Below are 15,805 nucleotides of genomic sequence, written 5' to 3' on the forward strand. Positions count from 1 at the left end.
AAAAAGGGCCGGTGATGACCGGCCCTTTTTTCTAGGCGAGGAACAGTTTACGCAGCGTGTGCGGCACGGCGTCATCCGCGTTGCTGCCAATCACTTCCAGCGTCGGCAAGGTATCTTTCAAACGCTGCTGCGCATTGCGCATGATGCAGCCTTTGCCCGACATGCTGAGCATCTCCACATCATTCATGCCGTCGCCAAAGGCGATGCACGCTTTCAGCGAGTGGCCGAGCTGTTTCGCTACCGCTTCCAGCGCGTGACCTTTGGAAACGCCGCCCGCCATCACTTCCAGACACGTTGGCAGCGAGAAGCTGACATTCACGCGATCGCTCCAGCGCGCTTCAATCGCCTGCTCCATGGGAATCAACCGCTCCGGATCTTCGCAGGTGAAGAACACTTTGCTGATGCCATCAGTCGGCAGCATGCCCGGCTGGTAAACCTGATAGTTAAACACCGATTCACGGAAATAGTCCTGCTCATCCGGACGATGACGGCTCATGAACCACTCATCGTCGCGATAGACGTGCGTCAGGATATGCTCGTCATGATATTGCAGGCCATACAGATCGCTGGCGATGTCGGCGTCAAGATTGTGGCTGAACACCAGTTCACCTGCGGCATTGTGCACGCGTGCGCCATTAGACGTGATCATGTAAGCCGGAATGCCGAGCTTATCGCGCATCTGTCCGACGTCGATATAGTGACGGCCGGTGGCAAAGACAAAGTGGATATCACGCGCCACCAGTTCCTGCAGCGTGGTGCGCGCGAACGGCGTCAGGCGATGGTCCGGAGAGAGCAGCGTGCCATCCAGGTCGGATGCGACGATGTGATACATGTAAACCTCGGGTGTTGATATCGGAAAGTAAAATTGATTAAGCGTGGCGTTCAAAGAAATCGACCACCGCGTTTAGCGCTTCGGCACGCATCGCGTCTGTTTCAAACAAGATCTCATGACGCGCTCCTTTGATCACATACGGCGCGTTGCCCGCGCAGGGATGTCCTGCTGCGGCCATCGCCGTACAAAATAGATTTTGTGAGCGGTTATCCACCACATCATCTTCACTGGCCTGCAGCAGCAAGGTCGGCGTGGTGATGTTCGCTACCTGATTGAAGATGTCCCGCCCGGCCTGCACGCCTTCGCGCACCCAGTGATAAGTGGGGCCACCGACGCGAATTGCCGGATCGTCGGCGTAAAAACGCAGGTTACGGCGATAGCGTTCGCGGCTATGCGTCAGGCGGTTGATGCCAAACGGATTGGCGCGCCAGCGCCCGGTGCCCAGCGCGTAACCTTCACGCAGCGCCGGCAGTTTCTCGGTCCAGTCCAGAATGCGGTGCGCCATCCAGTCGGGCAGCGGCAGCACAATGCCAAACATCGGCGCGGAGAACACCGCAGCATGAAACGCCTGCGGCTGACGCGCCAGAAACAGCGCTAAAATCGCGCCGCCCATCGAGTGGGCCAGCACGTAGCGCTGCTGATAATGTGGACTCACGATCTCTTTCAGATACAGCGTTTCCAGGTCGTCAACGTAGTCGCCAAATTCCACCACATGGCCGCGATGCGAATCTTCCAGCAGACGTTCAGAGCGTCCCTGACCGCGATGGTCGAGAATCACCACATCGTAGCCGCACATGAACAGGTCGTAAGCCAGTTCGGGATACTTGATGTAGCTCTCAATGCGGCCAGGCACGACCAGAATGACACGGCGATGTTGCGGTGAGGTGAAACGGACGTAGCGAATCTTCAGGTTGCCGACGCCGGTAAATTCACACTCTTCACGGCGACGCCAGAAGTCGAGCAGCGGACCGGTGGCAAAGGCCGAAAAGCCTCGCTCACGTCCGAGCCAACTCTGTTTATGCTGCTGCATCCGTCCCCCTGAAAAAAACGTGATTTGCGCGCCTGTGCTGCGTAGCGTGCGGCGATTTTCTGTCGTATTGTGTCACACTTCGCTAACTTCAGGGAATGTCACACATGACCATTGAATGGTGGTTAACCTATCTGCTGACCACAACCATCCTCAGCCTTTCACCCGGCTCCGGCGCGATCAACACCATGAGCACCGGCATCAGTCACGGCTATCGCGGCGCAGCGGCATCGATTACCGGCTTGCAGCTGGGTCTGGCCATTCATATTGTGCTGGTCGGCGCCGGTTTAGGTGCGCTGTTTTCCCAATCGATTCTGGCGTTTGAAGTCCTGAAGTGGGCCGGTGCAGCCTATCTGGTATGGCTGGGCATTCAGCAGTGGCGCTCGGCGGGTGGCATCGACCTCGACGCCGTTGCCAAAGCGATGCCGCGTCGCCGCCTGTTTAAGCGTGCCGTGTTGGTAAACCTCACCAACCCGAAAAGCATCGTGTTTCTCGCTGCGCTGTTCCCGCAGTTTATTCAGCCGCACCAGCCGCAGCTCATGCAATATCTGGTGCTGGGCGTGACCACCATTGTGGTCGATATCATCGTAATGATTGGTTACGCCACGCTGGCAACGCGTATCGCCGGCTGGATTAAAGGCCCGAAGCAGATGAAGCTGCTGAACCGCACCTTTGGTGGATTGTTTATGGCAGTAGGCGCGCTGCTAGCCAGCGCACGCAGAATGGCGTAAAAGAAAATCGCACCCACTTCAAAGCCGTTGGTGGCGCAGCCAGTTCGGTGCCGGCCAGCGCGCAGCCCCCGGAGCGTACACGTCGTACGTGAGGAGGGCGAGCACTGCCCGGTACCGAAATGGCAAGTAAACCAGGCTTAACGTGAAATGATGAGGTGAATGCCAAAACCGGCGAACAACACGCCCGCCATACCATCCACCCACTTCGCCATTCGCTGATACTTATCACGCATCCACGGCATAGCGAAAATCGCCGCCACCAGCGTAAACCACGCGAACGTCTCTCCGATAATCAGCAGGAACAACCCCCAGCGCTCCATCGCGCCAACGTCGTTGCCAACAAACAATGAGAATACGCTACCGAAGTAGATGATCGCTTTTGGGTTCGACAGGTTAGTCAGGAAACCTTTCAGGAAGCTCATGCCCTTTTTCGGCAGCTCAACCACCGGCGCTTCCGATTGTGGCTGCTTATGACGTTGACGCGCTGAGCGCATCAGCTGCCAGCCCATCCACAGCAGATACAATCCGCCGCCGACCATAATGATTTCATGCAGCCAGGCCATTTTTTCCAGGATCAGATGCAGGCCCATCAGCGCCACTCCGGCCCAGATCACAATACCCAGCGTAATGCCCAGAACGCCCATCATCGCCTCTTTGCGCGAGCGGCTCGCCGCCGTTTGCGACACAAAGAAGAAGTCCGGGCCGGGACTCATCAGCGCAACCAGATGCACCAGCGCGACGGTGGCGAATAACATCAGCATGAATTTTTTCCTTTAACCTTCATCAACATGTTCTTTGATCATCACCAGGAACGGCTTACCAAAACGCTCCAGTTTGCGATGACCGACGCCGTTCACGCTGAGCATTTCTGACGCGCTAATCGGCATTTGTTCTGCCATTTCAATCAGCGTGGCATCGTTAAACACCACGTACGGCGGAATATTCTCTTCATCGGCAATTGCTTTGCGCAGCTTACGCAGCTTGGCAAACAGCTGGCGATCATAATTGCCGCTGTGCACTTTCGGCGAACTGCTGCCGCGCGTTTTCACCGTCACGATACGCGGCACCGCCAGCATCAGCGGCACTTCCGCACGTAATACCGGACGCGCCGCTTCGGTGAGTTGCAGCGCCGAATGCATGGCGATGTTTTGCGTTACCATCCCGAGGTGAATCAGCTGACGCAGCACGCTGATCCAGTGTTCGTGGCTGTGCTCGCGGCCCAGGCCGTACACCGGCAGTTTGTCGTGGCCGTTGTCGCGAATGCGCTGATTGCTGGCGCCGCGCAAAACTTCAACAATATAGCCCATTCCAAAGCGTTGGCCGGTACGATAGATGCTCGACAGCGCCTTTTGCGCCTCCAGCAAACCGTCGTAGCGACGCGGCGGATCGAGGCAGATATCGCAGTTATCGCACTGCTGCTGGCGACCTTCGCCGAAATAGTTCAGCAACACCAGACGACGACAGGTTTGCGCTTCAGCAAACGCGCCCATCGCATTGAGTTTGTGGCGTTCTATATCCTGCAACGGGCCGGGCACTTTCTCTTCCAGACATTTACGCAGCCACGCCATGTCGGCCGGATCGTAAAGCATCATCGCTTCGGCAGGCAGGCCATCGCGCCCGGCGCGGCCGGTTTCCTGATAATAGGATTCGATGTTGCGCGGAATATCGAAGTGCACCACAAAGCGCACGTTGGGTTTGTTAATGCCCATCCCGAACGCCACGGTGGCGACCACGATTTGCAGATCGTCACGCTGAAAAGCTTCCTGCACGCTGGCACGCTGCGCGCTATCAATGCCGGCGTGATACGCGCCAACGCTCAAACCACGGCTCTGCAGGCGCGCGGCGGTGTCTTCCACTTTGGCGCGGCTGTTACAGTAAATGATGCCGCTTTTGCCGCGCTGATCCTGCACATAACGCAGAAGTTGCTCAGTGGGTTTGAATTTCTCCACCAGCGTGTAGCGAATATTGGGGCGGTCAAAGCTGCTGATTTGAATCAGCGGATCGTCCATCTGCAGCAGATGGACGATATCGTTACGCGTGGTTTCATCGGCGGTGGCGGTCAATGCCATGACCGGCAAATCAGGGAAGTGCTGACGCAGCTGGCCGATCGAGCCATATTCCGGACGGAAATCGTGGCCCCACTGCGAAATACAGTGCGCTTCATCCACCGCCAGCATCACCGGATTCCACTGGTGCAGGCTGTCGAGGAAATTGTCCATCATCAGACGTTCAGGCGCGATATACAGCAGCTTGAGCTTGCCGGTACGACAATCCGCAAACACCTGCTGCTGCTGCTCACGCGTCTGCGTCGAGTTGAGGCACGCTGCAGCCACGCCGTTGGCCAGCAGCTGATCGACCTGATCTTTCATCAGTGAAATCAGCGGTGAAACCACCAGCGTCAGCCCTTCGCGCACCAGCGCCGGGATTTGATAGCACAGCGATTTGCCGCCGCCAGTCGGCATCACCACCAGACAATCGCGTCCTGACAGGGCGGTTTCGATGATGTTTTGCTGACCTGGGCGGAACTGCTGATAGCCGAAGGTATCTTGTAATACCTGCTGCGCCAGCATTTCCTGATTAAGCACTGCCGATGTTGCCACGGTAATCCTGTCTTTGTTGCGGGTTAGAACAGATCGTTGAGCGTCACGCCCACGCCGAAGCGCGTCTGGCGATGGTTATAGTCGATCAATGATTCACCATAACCGCTGAAGACCTGCGTGTAAAAGCGCACGTGTTCAGAGATCGGGTAGCTCCAGGCGAAGGTTGCACCGCCAAAGCCGCTGTTCCAGTTGTAGTTACCTTCCACGCTGAAAATGTTCTCGCCCATCATGTAGCCGAGCTTGGCGCGGTAGTAACCCATGTATTTGGTAATGTCCGGGTTATCGTCATTGCTTTCACTTTCAGGCAGACGATACCAGGGTTTGATCTCTGCGAGCAGATTGCCGTTCTGCGCCATGAAGCGCGCGTAAACGCGGTTCCAGCTGCGTGAGGTCGGCTCGCTGCGGCCGTTCGACTGATGCACTAAGCCGGTTTCCACATCGCGTAAGGTCCAGCCTGCGAAGGTGTAATCGGTGGCCCAGCCGAGGAAAATTTGTGGCTCATAATCGGTTTCACGGAACGGTGATGACGCACCACGGTTCGAGAGCTGCCACCACGAGCGCTGAGTATAGGACGCCGCCAGCACCGAGTTATCGCCTAAAATGCCGCGCCACAGCGGAAACGCCAGGCTGAGCTGGAATTTTACTTCATCATTTTTAGCTTTGTCTGCCCAGTTGTACGAAGAGATCGCCTCTTTGTTCATGTCGCTGGTGTAGGTGTAGAGCAGATAGTTGTTTTCGTAAGGATAAAGCACGAACGGGTTATCGTGTTTCTCCAGCAGGTTAGCGATAATGCTGCCCTTCACTGCCGGTGCATCATGAACCTCTTTTATCGTGGCTTCTTCAGCCTGCGCCAGGCCAGGAAGGATCAGCGCCGCGGCCAGCAAGGCGTAATGCTTACGCATAGAATTCTCCAGAGAACTGCGTGTCGTAATCGTCAAGTGACGGTTCAAAAAGCAGGCCATTCTACACGCAAAACCTGCGGTTGATCAGCGCCGATTTCCGAAACTGGAAAGCGGCTCGAACGCGGCATAATATACACAACTCGTTAACATTTTAAGGCAGGCATTATGTCATCCCCGTTGCTGACACAGCAGGAAGCGCGTCGTCTGATTGGCGAAATCTTTGTTTATCACATGCCCTTCAATCAGGCGCTCGGATTAGAGCTGGATCGACTGGAAGCGGATTATGCCGAACTCGGCTTCGCCAATAAAACCATGCTGGTCGGCAACGCAGCGCAGCAGATTCTGCACGGCGGCGTGATCGCTTCAGTGCTCGATGTCGCGGCCGGGCTGGTGTGTGTCAGCTATGCGCTGACGCGTCAGGAGAGCATTACCGAGGAAGAGCTGCGTCAGCGCCTGTCGCGCATGGGCACCATCGATATGCGCGTGGATTATCTGCGCCCTGGCCGTGGCGAGCGCTTTGTCGCCACCAGCAGCCTGCTGCGCGGCGGCAACAAAGTTGCTGTGGCGCGCGTGGAGTTACATAACCAGCAAGGCGATTACATCGCCACCGCTACCGCCACCTACATGATTGGCTAATCAGTACTTTTGGAATGACATGATGGATTCGCAACAAACTCGCCAGGGTATTGGCTACGCGCTCGGCGCTTACTTCATTTGGGGCATCGCCCCCGCCTACTTCAAGCTGGTCAAAGAGGTACCCGCCACCGAGATCATGACGCATCGCGTGATTTGGTCCGCACTGTTTATGCTGCTGTTGATCACTTTGACGCGTAGCTGGACGCAGGTACGCAGCGTATTGGCTCAGCCGAAAAAGGTGCTGCTGCTGGCGCTGACCGCCATCACCATTGGCGGCAACTGGCTGCTGTTTATCTGGGCAGTGAACAATCAGCACATGCTGGAAGCCAGCCTCGGCTACTTTATCAACCCGCTGATTAATGTGGTGTTTGGCATGCTGTTCCTGCGCGAACGCTTCCGCCGCTTGCAGTGGCTGGCGGTACTGCTGGCGACCACCGGCGTGCTGGTGCAGCTGTGGCAGTTTGGATCGCTGCCGATTATCGGGCTTGGCCTGGCGTTGAGTTTTGCTTTGTACGGATTGGTGCGCAAAAAAATTCAGGTCGATGCGCAAAGTGGCATGTTGATCGAAACGCTGTGGCTATTCCCGCTGGCGGCGATTTACCTGTTTGGTTTTGCCGATAGCGCCACCAGCCATCTCAGCGCCAACGCCATGAGCCTCAATCTCAAGCTGGTCGCGGCGGGCATTATCACCACCATTCCGCTGATGTTTTTTGCTGCCGCCTGCGCGCGTCTGCGCTTATCGACCGTCGGTTTCTTCCAGTATCTGGGTCCGACGCTGATGTTCCTGCTGGCGGTGCTGTTCTACGGCGAGCGCCTGACGCCGGATAAAATGGTGACCTTCGGCTTTATCTGGCTGGCGCTCGCCGTGTTCATTATTGATGCGGTTGCGTTCTCAGCTCGGGCGCGCATGCGCGTAGCGTGAAATAAAACGCGCCAGCGCCGGGCCGGTAAGCAGAATGGTGAACAGACGCAGCGTCTGCAGCGCCATGACAAAAGCCATATCGACGCGCGTGCCGGCCGCAATAATCGCCACGGTATCCAGCCCACCCGGGCTGGTTGCCAGATAGGCGGTCATCAGATCGACGTGTAGCACGCGCGTTAGCATCCAGGCTAATCCGCCGCACAACAGCATCAAACCAAAAATCGACAGCAACATTTGCGGCAGCGTTCGCAGCGCAAGTTTGAAAATCGGTCGGGTGAAACGCAATCCCACGCTCCAGCCAATCAGTGCATAGGCTAGCGCCAGCAGCCATTCCGGAACCTGCAAAGTCGCCACATCGGTGCCGTGCAATATCGCACCGATCAGCGCGGGTAGCAGCAAGGCACCAGAGGGAATTCGCAGCCTCTGGCCGAGCCACGCACCAGCGACCATCACCAGCAGCGTCAGCAGAAAGCTGCTGTGCAGCGCAGGAAACCACACCAGTTCAGCTGCACCGCCGTGGGTGCCGAGGCCAATGCGCGCCACCACGGCCGCAGCGGTGGCGACAAACAGCACGCGCAGATACTGCATAAACGCCACCAGCCGCACATCCGCCCCGAAATCACCGGCCATCGCCACCATCGCCGAAGCGCCGCCAGGCGACGATCCCCATGCGCCGGTTGGGCCGGGCAAACTACTGAAGCGTACCAGAAGAAAGCCGGACAGGCCGCTGGCCGCCAACGTCAGCACCAGCACCGCCAACACCACCGGCCAATCCTGGATCAGCGGTGTGAGAATGCCCGGCGATAAGCTCTGGCCAATCATGCAGCCGAGCACCGCTTGTGCCAGCACGAAGAAACGTTTATCGATGCGAACAGTCGCGCCGGACAAGCCCATAAAGGTGCCGACGATCATCGGGCCAAGCAGCAAGGCCGCAGGAAGATGGAACAGCTGGAGGATAATCCCCAGCACTAACGAAGCAATCAGCAGCAGTGTCCACTGAAGTCGCAGTGAGAAGCGCGCCATAGGAGAGAATCAGATAGTGAGCAGAGCCAACAGGTTACGCAGAAAATTTAAGTTTATCTACCAGGTCGCCATAAATGGCGCCCCTACATTTGTCATGAGCGGTTTTGTAGGGGCGTCATTCATGACGACCTGGACTTAAGAACGGTTACAACCAGTTCTTGCGTTTGAAATAGAGGTACGGCGCCAGGCCAGCGAGAATCATCAGGCTAATCGCGCCCGGATAACCAAAGCTCCATTTCAGCTCCGGCATAAACTCGAAGTTCATGCCGTAGCTGGATGCCACCAGCGTGGGCGGCAGGAATACCACCGAAACCACTGAGAAGATCTTGATGATGCGGTTCTGCTCAATATTGATGAAGCCCATTGCCGCCTGCATCAGGAAGTTGACCTTCTGGAACAGCGATTCGTTATGCGGCAACAGCGATTCGATATCGCGCAGGATTTCACGCGCCTGCTCCAGCTGGTTGCCCGGCAGACGCGCTTTGCGCACCAGGAAGTTGAGGGCACGCTGGGTATCCATCAGACATAACCGCACTTTCCAGCCGATATCTTCCAGCTCCGCCAGACGTGACAGCGCCTGATCGTACTCTTCGCCCTGCTGGCCTTCCATGATCACGCGGCTGAGTTTCTCCAGCGCGCTATAGATGTTCTCGATCTCATCCGCCAGCTGTTCGATTTTGGTCTCAAACAAATCCAGCAGCAGCTCATAGGCGTTGCCATCGGTCAGCATCTGATTGCGCGCACGCATGCGATAGAGACGGAAAGCTGGCAGTTCGCGTTCGCGCAGCGTATACAGGCGATCTTCGCGGATGGTGAATGCCACGGTGGAGTTGCCAGCGTGGTCTTCGGCATCTTCAAAGAAGAAGAAGGAGTGAATGTGCAGGCCGTCTTCGTCTTCGAAGAAACGCGCCGAGGCTTCGATGTCTTCCAGTTCCGGACGCGTCGCCAGGCTCTGGCCGAGCTCGCATTGCACGCGATCGCGTTCGCTGTCGTCAGGTTCGATCAGATCGACCCAAACAGACGTGTTGAGTTTGTCGTTATCTTCTTCCAGCTCGATGCGCGTCAGGCGATTACGATCGAGTTTAAATGCGCTCAGCATAGCAATAACTCCCCATTTTTTCGGAATGGGACAAGGCGGTGACCACTGTAAATTACGGGCACGGCGAAGCCTGAACACGGAAACTTTCGCTTCAAGGGTAAATCAGTGCTAACTCACGCGACGAGAGTAAAAAAGGGAGGTCGCTGTTAACCGCTAAGGCTACCAGCTAAAAGAGGTAACCTTAGGAGTTCCTGTTAAACAGGTGATTGAGCCAGCATCGACTGGGCGCGTCCAAGGCATTGTCCTCTCATGATAATAGTGCGCGCATGTTACGCTGAGACGAAAAAGTCGTCAAGGTAGCGCAACCGCGCTACACCGTTTCCAGACGGGCGTAAGCCGCCACCAGCCACTTGATGCCCTGGCCCTGAAACGCCACTTGCAAACGGCTGTGTTCACCGCTGCCTTCGAGATTGATGATGGTGCCTTCACCGAACTTGGCATGACGCACGCGCTGGCCGAGCGTGAAGCCGCTGTCATTTTGCGCGATGGGCGTGCCCATGCGCTGATGGCTCACCGGACGGCTGACGCTGGCGCGCAAACGCACCTCTTCCACGCACTCTTCCGGCAGCTCACCGATGAAGCGTGATGGACGGTGATACACTTCCTTACCATAAAGACGACGGCTTTCAGCATAGGTGAGCGTCAGCTTGACCATGGCACGCGTCACGCCAACGTAAGCCAGACGGCGCTCCTCTTCCAGACGACCGCCTTCATCCAGCGACATCTGGCTCGGGAACATGCCCTCTTCCATGCCGACGATAAATACCTGGCTGAACTCCAGCCCTTTCGCCGAGTGCATGGTCATCAGCTGCACCGCGTCCTGCCATTTGTCGGCCTGGCCTTCGCCTGCCTCCAGCGCCGCATGTGACAAGAATGCCTGCAGCGGCATCAAATCTTCGTCTTCGTCCTGATAGCTGAACTGGCGCGTTGCCGTGACCAGTTCCTCAAGGTTTTCAATACGCGCCTGGCCTTTCTCGCCCTTCTCCTGCTCGTACATCACCCATAAACCGGAGTCTTTAATCACGCGATCGGTTTGCACATGCAGCGGCATCTCGGCGGTTTCGCTGGCCAGTGAATCGACCAATTCGCAGAAGCGTTGTAGCGCTGAGGCGGCGCGTCCGGCTAAGGCTTTGTTCTGCAACAGCTCGCGCGTGGCCTGCCACAAGGTGAGTTGCTGATCGCGCGCGGTCTGGCGCACCACATCGAGGGTACGATCGCCGACGCCGCGCACCGGCGTGTTCACCACACGCTCAAAGGCTGCATCGTCATTGCGATTGGCCATTAAACGCAGATAGGCCAGCGCATCTTTAATCTCCTGACGCTCGAAGAAGCGCATGCCGCCATAAATGCGATACGGCATGCTGCCTTGCAGCAGCGCCTCTTCCAGCACGCGCGATTGGGCGTTGCTGCGGTAGAGAATGGCGCAATCCTGCAGCGCATTGCCGTTCTCGTGCCAGCTTTTGATGCGATTGACCACAAAGCGCGCTTCATCCAGCTCGTTGAATGCGCAGTAGAGTGAGATCTTTTCACCATCGCTGCCGTCGGTCCACAGCTCTTTACCGAGGCGGCCATTGTTGTTGGCGATCAGCGTGTTCGCCGCTTTCAGAATGTTGTTGGTCGAGCGATAGTTCTGCTCCAGGCGAATGGTTTCCGCGCCGGGAAAATCCTGCAGGAAGCGCTGGATGTTCTCCACCTGCGCACCGCGCCAGCCGTAAATCGACTGATCGTCATCGCCAACAATAATCACGCGGCCGCTATCACCCGCCAGCATGCGAATCCATGCGTACTGAATATTGTTGGTATCCTGGAATTCATCCACCAGCACGTTGCTGAAACGCTCGCGGTAATGATTCAGGATATGCGGCTTGTTAAGCCAGAGTTCGTGGGCGCGCAGCAGCAGCTCGGCGAAATCCACTAATCCGGCGCGATCGCAGGCTTCCTGATACGCCTGATAGATGCGCAGCCAGGTTTGCTCAACCGGATTGCCGTAGCTTTCGATGTGTTTTGGCCGCAGGCCTTCATCTTTTTTGCCGTTGATGTACCACATGCCCTGACGCGCAGGCCACTGTTTCTCATCAAGGTTCATCGCTTTGATCAGGCGCTTCAGCAGACGCAGCTGATCGTCGCTGTCGAGGATCTGGAAATCCTGCGGCAAACCGGCATCAAGGTGATGCGCGCGCAGTAAACGGTGCGCCAGGCCGTGGAAAGTACCAATCCACATGCCGCCCTGGCTGGTGCCGATCAGCTGATCGATACGATGGCGCATTTCCGCCGCCGCTTTGTTGGTAAAGGTCACCGCCATAATCGAATACGGCGAGCAGTTCTCTACCGACAGCAGCCAGGCGATGCGATGCACCAGCACACGGGTTTTGCCACTGCCTGCTCCGGCCAGCACCAGCAGGTTGCTGCGCGGTGCGGCGACCGCCTCGCGCTGTTTGTCATTCAAGCCGTCAAGCAGATCAGAAACGTCCATAAGCACCGTTCGCGAAAGAAAATGAACTCAAATCCACACTGCTGCGGATAGAGCTGTATATATTTACATGTGTGGATTATAGCAGCGAGGTCAGAGATGCCAACCGATCAATTTCAACGTGCGGCAGCAAACGCGCATCGTCGATCTTCATCAGATTGCCTTCACGCAAATTGATCCAGCAGGCTTGCATACCGGCACGCAGCGAACCGGCAACATCGGTGGTGAGATCGTCGCCGACGTGCAGAATGTGCTGCGGCGCAATGCTCAAACGCTCAGCGGCCAGATGATACATATCCTGCCACGGCTTGGCGCGACCGTGCGGACCGGCACGCAGCGCGAACTGGAAGTAATGATTAATACCGAGCTTTTCCGGGCAGGCATTGCCGTTAGTGATCGCCACCAGCGGCACGCGCTCGCCCAGCCACGTCAGCGTTTGATGCGTCTCTTCCGGCATATCGACTTCACTACGCCACTGATGGAAGACGCTCATCACGTCGCTGGCACCGGCGGTGGCTTCCGCTTTGGATAAGCCGACATTGAGCAGCGCCAGCTCCACCGAGCGACGACGCCATTCAGACACATCGTGATAAATTTCCGGCTCGCGCGCCAGCAACTCATTGCGCAGCGTCTGATAATCCGCCGGGGTGAATTCTCGCAGAGCTGGATGATACGCCTGCAGCGCAGCGTGCGATTCGGCAGTGGTTTTGCGAATGACGGGATGGTTGTCATACAGCGTGTCGTCGAGATCAAAGGTGATTGCTTTGATCGGGCCGAGCGGACGATAAAACTTCATTAAGACTTTCCTCGTTTGGCACGCGGATGGGCCGCATCGTAAACCGTCGCCAGATGCTGGAAATCCAGATGGGTGTAGATTTGCGTGGTCGCCAGATTGGCGTGACCGAGCAGTTCCTGTACCGCGCGCAGATCGCCGCTCGATTCCAGCAAATGCGTGGCAAAAGAGTGGCGCAGTTTATGCGGATGAATATGGCTGGCAACGCCTTGCTTGATGCCCCATTCGGCAAAACGCTTCTGCACGTTGCGCGTCGAAATCCGGCTGCCGCGGCTGGAGACAAACACCGCATCATCCTGCGGCGCAAAGCTAGCACGCAGCGGTAACCAGTGCTGAATCCAGGTGACCGCCGTGCCGCCAATCGGTACGCGGCGCTCTTTGCTGCCTTTACCCAGCACCCGCACTTCACCGGCCTCCAAATCCATGTGGCGACAATCCATATTCACCAGCTCAGACAGACGCAAACCGCCGCCGTACATGGTTTCCAGCATCGCGCGGTCGCGTACCGCCAGCGGATCGTTGAGATCGATCTCCAGCAGTTGGTTAACTTCGTCGACATCCATGTTTTTCGGCAGATGGCGCGCATTACGCGGCGTGGATATGCCTTTGGCGGGATTGGCGCTCAGCATGCCCTGATGCACTTGCCAGTCGAGAAAACTGCGCAGCGCCGACATACGCAGCGCCAGACTGCTGGCGCCTAAACCGCCCCGCCGGCTGCGTGCCGCCAGGCTGCGCACCTGCGCCGGTTCCAGCTGCGACCAGCTCGTCAGCTTCATCTCATCGGCCATTGCCATAATCGCCTGCAATTGCCGTTGGTAATTCTTTTGCGTCAGCGGACTCAGCTGGCGTTCGACCTTGAGATAACGCAGAAAGTCATCCACGGCCGGCAGCAGCGGACTGACGTGACTCATGCGCGTTCAATCCAGCGTGACAGCAGATCCGGCAACATTTGCGCCAGATGCTGCAGCAGCAGCGTACCCATGCCCGCCTGATAATGCTGATTATCGCGGCTGGTGAACATTAATATGCCCAGCTCTCCGCGTTCGCCCATCAGCGACATCGCTACCGAGCCAATCGCTTTGGCCTGCGGCAACAGCAGTAGCAATTCCGGACCGTTCAGGCTGCCGAGATAGTGATGTTCATTGCCGAAGCGCTGAATGCGCAGCGGTTCGAATGCCTGACGTGACAAGCCGAGCTGGGTGAAATCAGAGGGTGCGCCGATGTGCCACTTGTCATTGAACACGCGTACGTGTGCGCCGGCCAGACCCAGTTCGCGCGCCCAGCGGTGCAGACGCGTTAGCATCTCTTGCAAGCTGTCGGCGGCGGCGAGATGACCTTGCAGCGCCAGCAGGCGATCAAACAGCTGATGGTTGGCGGTAGCCTGCTCCATCAGCAGCGTGATCTCCTCTTCTAACTGCTGGATGTGGTTGCGCTGCCGCGCCATATGCCACTCCACCAGCGAAACACTGCCGCGTACCGGATGCGGCACCATCATCTGTTCAACCTGGCGCGCATTGCGAATAAAAAAATCGGGGTTTTGACGCAGAAATGCGCTTACCGATTGATCGTCCAGCAAAACCTCGCTTTCGGTTTGCTCTTCGACATTTTTCATAGATGAATAAACCCATCGTAGACGTGTGTGGCTGGACCGGTCATAAACAGCGGCTGCCCTTCCCCTTTCCAGGCAATGTGCAGCGTTCCGCCCGGCAAATCGACGCGGACATTTTCCGCCAGAATGCCCTGCTGAACGCCGCAGGCGACCGCCGCGCAGGCGCCGCTGCCGCATGCCTGGGTTTCGCCTGCACCACGTTCATACACGCGCAGACGGATGTGTTCACGATTGACCACTTCCATAAAGCCGACATTGACGCGCTCCGGGAATCGCTCGTGGCTTTCCAGCTCTGGGCCCAGCGTTTCCACCGGCGCGGTTTTCACGCTTTCTACCTGAATCACGCAGTGCGGATTGCCCATCGATACCGCACCAAACATCACGGTTTGCTCGGCCACCCGCTGCAAATAAAGGTTCTCTGCTTTATTCGCGCGGAGCGGCACGCTTTGCGGTTCGAAGTTGGGTTGACCCATATTGACGCGCACCAGCTCATCATTGGTAACGCTGAGCACCATGCGGCCGGTTTGCGTGCTGACACGAATGTCGCTTTTATTGGTCAAACCTTTCAGACGCACAAAGCGGGCAAAGCAGCGTGCGCCGTTGCCGCACTGCGCGACTTCGCTGCCATCGGCGTTGAAAATGCGGTAATGGAAATCGAGATCCGGATCGTAAGGCGGTTCAACGATCAGTAGCTGATCAAAACCGATCCCCAGATTTCTGTCCGCCAGGCGGCGAATCAGTTCCGGCGAAAAAAAGACGTTTTGCGTCACAGCATCCACAACCATAAAGTCGTTGCCGAGACCGTGCATTTTTGAGAACTGCATTTTCTGCTCCGCCGGATTACTCATTGAGTTTAGTTGGCCTGCGAACCAGGCTTGCTGGTGACCAAACCACCGACATCAGCATCCTGAGCCGCTTTTTGCTGCTGCGCGGTGACCTGCTGTTTCGGCTTGTTTGGCTGATCTTTCGGCGGGAAATACAGCGGTCCTTTTAGGCCACAGCCTACCAGGCTGACCAGTGCCAGCGCCATACCCAGCTGACTCATCACTCGTATCATTCTGTCTGCTCTTCTGTCCTAAAGCCATGGTTGCTTATCATCGCAGTTGACGTTGTAAAAGCAACAGGAAATAGCCGCATTTCCTGCGGCAGGTCAGAGTAACA

Annotated in this window: 16 protein-coding genes; 3 read left to right on the forward strand and 13 right to left on the reverse strand. The window is 57.0% G+C overall.

Going from position 1 to position 15,805, the window contains the following annotated elements; genetic code table 11:
• Nucleotides 1–31: 31 nt before the first annotated feature.
• Together yigL and pldB are read right to left on the reverse strand one after the other, a co-directional pair.
• On the reverse strand, nucleotides 32–832 hold the full coding sequence (gene yigL, locus Q3H59_RS19245) for a sugar/pyridoxal phosphate phosphatase YigL (RefSeq protein ID WP_309836394.1): 801 nt from the start codon (nucleotides 830–832) through the stop codon (nucleotides 32–34).
• 37 nt (nucleotides 833–869) lie between these two features.
• Nucleotides 870–1,862, reverse strand: coding sequence for a lysophospholipase L2 (gene pldB, locus Q3H59_RS19250; protein WP_101763745.1), 993 nt, complete (start codon nucleotides 1,860–1,862; stop codon nucleotides 870–872).
• Nucleotides 1,863–1,966: 104 nt separating this feature from the next.
• On the opposite strand from pldB, the gene rhtB reads away from it, so the two are divergent.
• Nucleotides 1,967–2,590, forward strand: a complete 624-nt coding sequence (gene rhtB / locus Q3H59_RS19255; RefSeq protein ID WP_101763746.1) for a homoserine/homoserine lactone efflux protein — start codon at nucleotides 1,967–1,969, stop codon at nucleotides 2,588–2,590.
• 137 nt (nucleotides 2,591–2,727) lie between these two features.
• On the opposite strand, the gene rhtC is transcribed toward rhtB, so the two are convergent.
• From rhtC to pldA, 3 genes are read right to left on the reverse strand one after another with little or no spacing between them, the layout of a single operon-like run.
• Nucleotides 2,728–3,351 carry a threonine export protein RhtC gene (rhtC, locus tag Q3H59_RS19260; protein ID WP_110867926.1) on the reverse strand — a complete coding sequence of 208 codons (624 nt, stop codon included), beginning with the start codon at nucleotides 3,349–3,351 and terminating at the stop codon, nucleotides 2,728–2,730.
• Between the two features lie 12 nt (nucleotides 3,352–3,363).
• Nucleotides 3,364–5,190: an ATP-dependent DNA helicase RecQ gene (gene recQ, locus Q3H59_RS19265; protein WP_101763748.1), complete on the reverse strand. Its 1,827-nt coding sequence runs from the start codon at nucleotides 5,188–5,190 to the stop codon at nucleotides 3,364–3,366.
• Between the two features lie 23 nt (nucleotides 5,191–5,213).
• On the reverse strand, nucleotides 5,214–6,092 hold the full coding sequence (pldA, locus tag Q3H59_RS19270; protein ID WP_101763749.1) for a phospholipase A: 879 nt from the start codon (nucleotides 6,090–6,092) through the stop codon (nucleotides 5,214–5,216).
• 165 nt (nucleotides 6,093–6,257) lie between these two features.
• Between pldA and Q3H59_RS19275 the strand changes: the two genes are divergently transcribed.
• Nucleotides 6,258–6,728, forward strand: a complete 471-nt coding sequence (locus Q3H59_RS19275; protein ID WP_101763750.1) for a thioesterase family protein — start codon at nucleotides 6,258–6,260, stop codon at nucleotides 6,726–6,728.
• A 22-nt stretch (nucleotides 6,729–6,750) separates the two neighbouring features.
• Nucleotides 6,751–7,650, forward strand: a complete 900-nt coding sequence (gene rarD, locus Q3H59_RS19280) for an EamA family transporter RarD (protein ID WP_309836749.1) — start codon at nucleotides 6,751–6,753, stop codon at nucleotides 7,648–7,650.
• Here rarD and Q3H59_RS19285 read toward each other — a convergent pair.
• From Q3H59_RS19285 to Q3H59_RS19320, 8 genes are all read right to left on the reverse strand, one after another.
• Entirely contained in the window at nucleotides 7,621–8,673 is a 1,053-nt protein-coding gene (locus Q3H59_RS19285; RefSeq protein ID WP_280172311.1) for an AbrB family transcriptional regulator, read from the reverse strand. The two genes, rarD and Q3H59_RS19285, sit on opposite strands and share 30 nt — an antisense overlap.
• A gap of 145 nt (nucleotides 8,674–8,818) precedes the next feature.
• The gene (gene corA, locus Q3H59_RS19290) at nucleotides 8,819–9,772 is read right to left on the reverse strand and encodes a magnesium/cobalt transporter CorA (RefSeq protein ID WP_008105777.1); all 954 of its coding nucleotides are present in this window, start codon (nucleotides 9,770–9,772) and stop codon (nucleotides 8,819–8,821) included.
• A 310-nt stretch (nucleotides 9,773–10,082) separates the two neighbouring features.
• Nucleotides 10,083–12,245 (reverse strand): DNA helicase II, encoded by a 2,163-nt coding sequence (uvrD, locus tag Q3H59_RS19295; RefSeq protein ID WP_101763753.1) that lies wholly within the window; start codon nucleotides 12,243–12,245, stop codon nucleotides 10,083–10,085.
• Nucleotides 12,246–12,321: 76 nt separating this feature from the next.
• Nucleotides 12,322–13,038: a 5-amino-6-(5-phospho-D-ribitylamino)uracil phosphatase YigB gene (gene yigB / locus Q3H59_RS19300; RefSeq protein WP_277974368.1), complete on the reverse strand. Its 717-nt coding sequence runs from the start codon at nucleotides 13,036–13,038 to the stop codon at nucleotides 12,322–12,324.
• Nucleotides 13,038–13,946, reverse strand: a complete 909-nt coding sequence (gene xerC / locus Q3H59_RS19305) for a tyrosine recombinase XerC (protein WP_222234955.1) — start codon at nucleotides 13,944–13,946, stop codon at nucleotides 13,038–13,040. Before xerC ends, yigB begins: the two co-directional genes overlap by 1 nt.
• A complete protein-coding gene (locus Q3H59_RS19310; protein WP_101763756.1) occupies nucleotides 13,943–14,647 on the reverse strand; it encodes a DUF484 domain-containing protein in 705 nt (234 codons plus the stop codon). The genes xerC and Q3H59_RS19310 overlap by 4 nt, the downstream gene beginning before the upstream one ends.
• Complete coding sequence (gene dapF, locus Q3H59_RS19315; RefSeq protein ID WP_110867946.1) at nucleotides 14,644–15,468, reverse strand: diaminopimelate epimerase; 825 nt, start codon at nucleotides 15,466–15,468, stop codon at nucleotides 14,644–14,646. Before dapF ends, Q3H59_RS19310 begins: the two co-directional genes overlap by 4 nt.
• A gap of 29 nt (nucleotides 15,469–15,497) precedes the next feature.
• Nucleotides 15,498–15,701, reverse strand: coding sequence for an LPS translocon maturation chaperone LptM (locus tag Q3H59_RS19320; RefSeq protein ID WP_101763757.1), 204 nt, complete (start codon nucleotides 15,699–15,701; stop codon nucleotides 15,498–15,500).
• Nucleotides 15,702–15,805: the final 104 nt, after the last annotated feature.

Source organism: Pantoea sp. SORGH_AS_0659 (genome assembly GCF_031453915.1).
GTDB classification, from domain to species: domain Bacteria; phylum Pseudomonadota; class Gammaproteobacteria; order Enterobacterales; family Enterobacteriaceae; genus Pantoea; species Pantoea leporis.

What these genes read in the sequence shown, in the direction of transcription:
- yigL (WP_309836394.1), bottom strand. Translation starts at nt 832, where the DNA reads ATGTATCACATCGTCGCATCCGACCTGGATGGCACGCTGCTCTCTCCG.
- pldB (WP_101763745.1), bottom strand. Translation starts at nt 1,862, where the DNA reads ATGCAGCAGCATAAACAGAGTTGGCTCGGACGTGAGCGAGGCTTTTCG.
- rhtB (WP_101763746.1), top strand. Translation starts at nt 1,967, where the DNA reads ATGACCATTGAATGGTGGTTAACCTATCTGCTGACCACAACCATCCTC.
- rhtC (WP_110867926.1), bottom strand. Translation starts at nt 3,351, where the DNA reads ATGCTGATGTTATTCGCCACCGTCGCGCTGGTGCATCTGGTTGCGCTG.
- pldA (WP_101763749.1), bottom strand. Translation starts at nt 6,092, where the DNA reads ATGCGTAAGCATTACGCCTTGCTGGCCGCGGCGCTGATCCTTCCTGGC.
- Q3H59_RS19275 (WP_101763750.1), top strand. Translation starts at nt 6,258, where the DNA reads ATGTCATCCCCGTTGCTGACACAGCAGGAAGCGCGTCGTCTGATTGGC.
- rarD (WP_309836749.1), top strand. Translation starts at nt 6,751, where the DNA reads ATGGATTCGCAACAAACTCGCCAGGGTATTGGCTACGCGCTCGGCGCT.
- Q3H59_RS19285 (WP_280172311.1), bottom strand. Translation starts at nt 8,673, where the DNA reads ATGGCGCGCTTCTCACTGCGACTTCAGTGGACACTGCTGCTGATTGCT.
- corA (WP_008105777.1), bottom strand. Translation starts at nt 9,772, where the DNA reads ATGCTGAGCGCATTTAAACTCGATCGTAATCGCCTGACGCGCATCGAG.
- uvrD (WP_101763753.1), bottom strand. Translation starts at nt 12,245, where the DNA reads ATGGACGTTTCTGATCTGCTTGACGGCTTGAATGACAAACAGCGCGAG.
- yigB (WP_277974368.1), bottom strand. Translation starts at nt 13,038, where the DNA reads ATGAAGTTTTATCGTCCGCTCGGCCCGATCAAAGCAATCACCTTTGAT.
- xerC (WP_222234955.1), bottom strand. Translation starts at nt 13,946, where the DNA reads ATGAGTCACGTCAGTCCGCTGCTGCCGGCCGTGGATGACTTTCTGCGT.
- Q3H59_RS19310 (WP_101763756.1), bottom strand. Translation starts at nt 14,647, where the DNA reads ATGAAAAATGTCGAAGAGCAAACCGAAAGCGAGGTTTTGCTGGACGAT.
- dapF (WP_110867946.1), bottom strand. Translation starts at nt 15,468, where the DNA reads ATGCAGTTCTCAAAAATGCACGGTCTCGGCAACGACTTTATGGTTGTG.
- Q3H59_RS19320 (WP_101763757.1), bottom strand. Translation starts at nt 15,701, where the DNA reads ATGATACGAGTGATGAGTCAGCTGGGTATGGCGCTGGCACTGGTCAGC.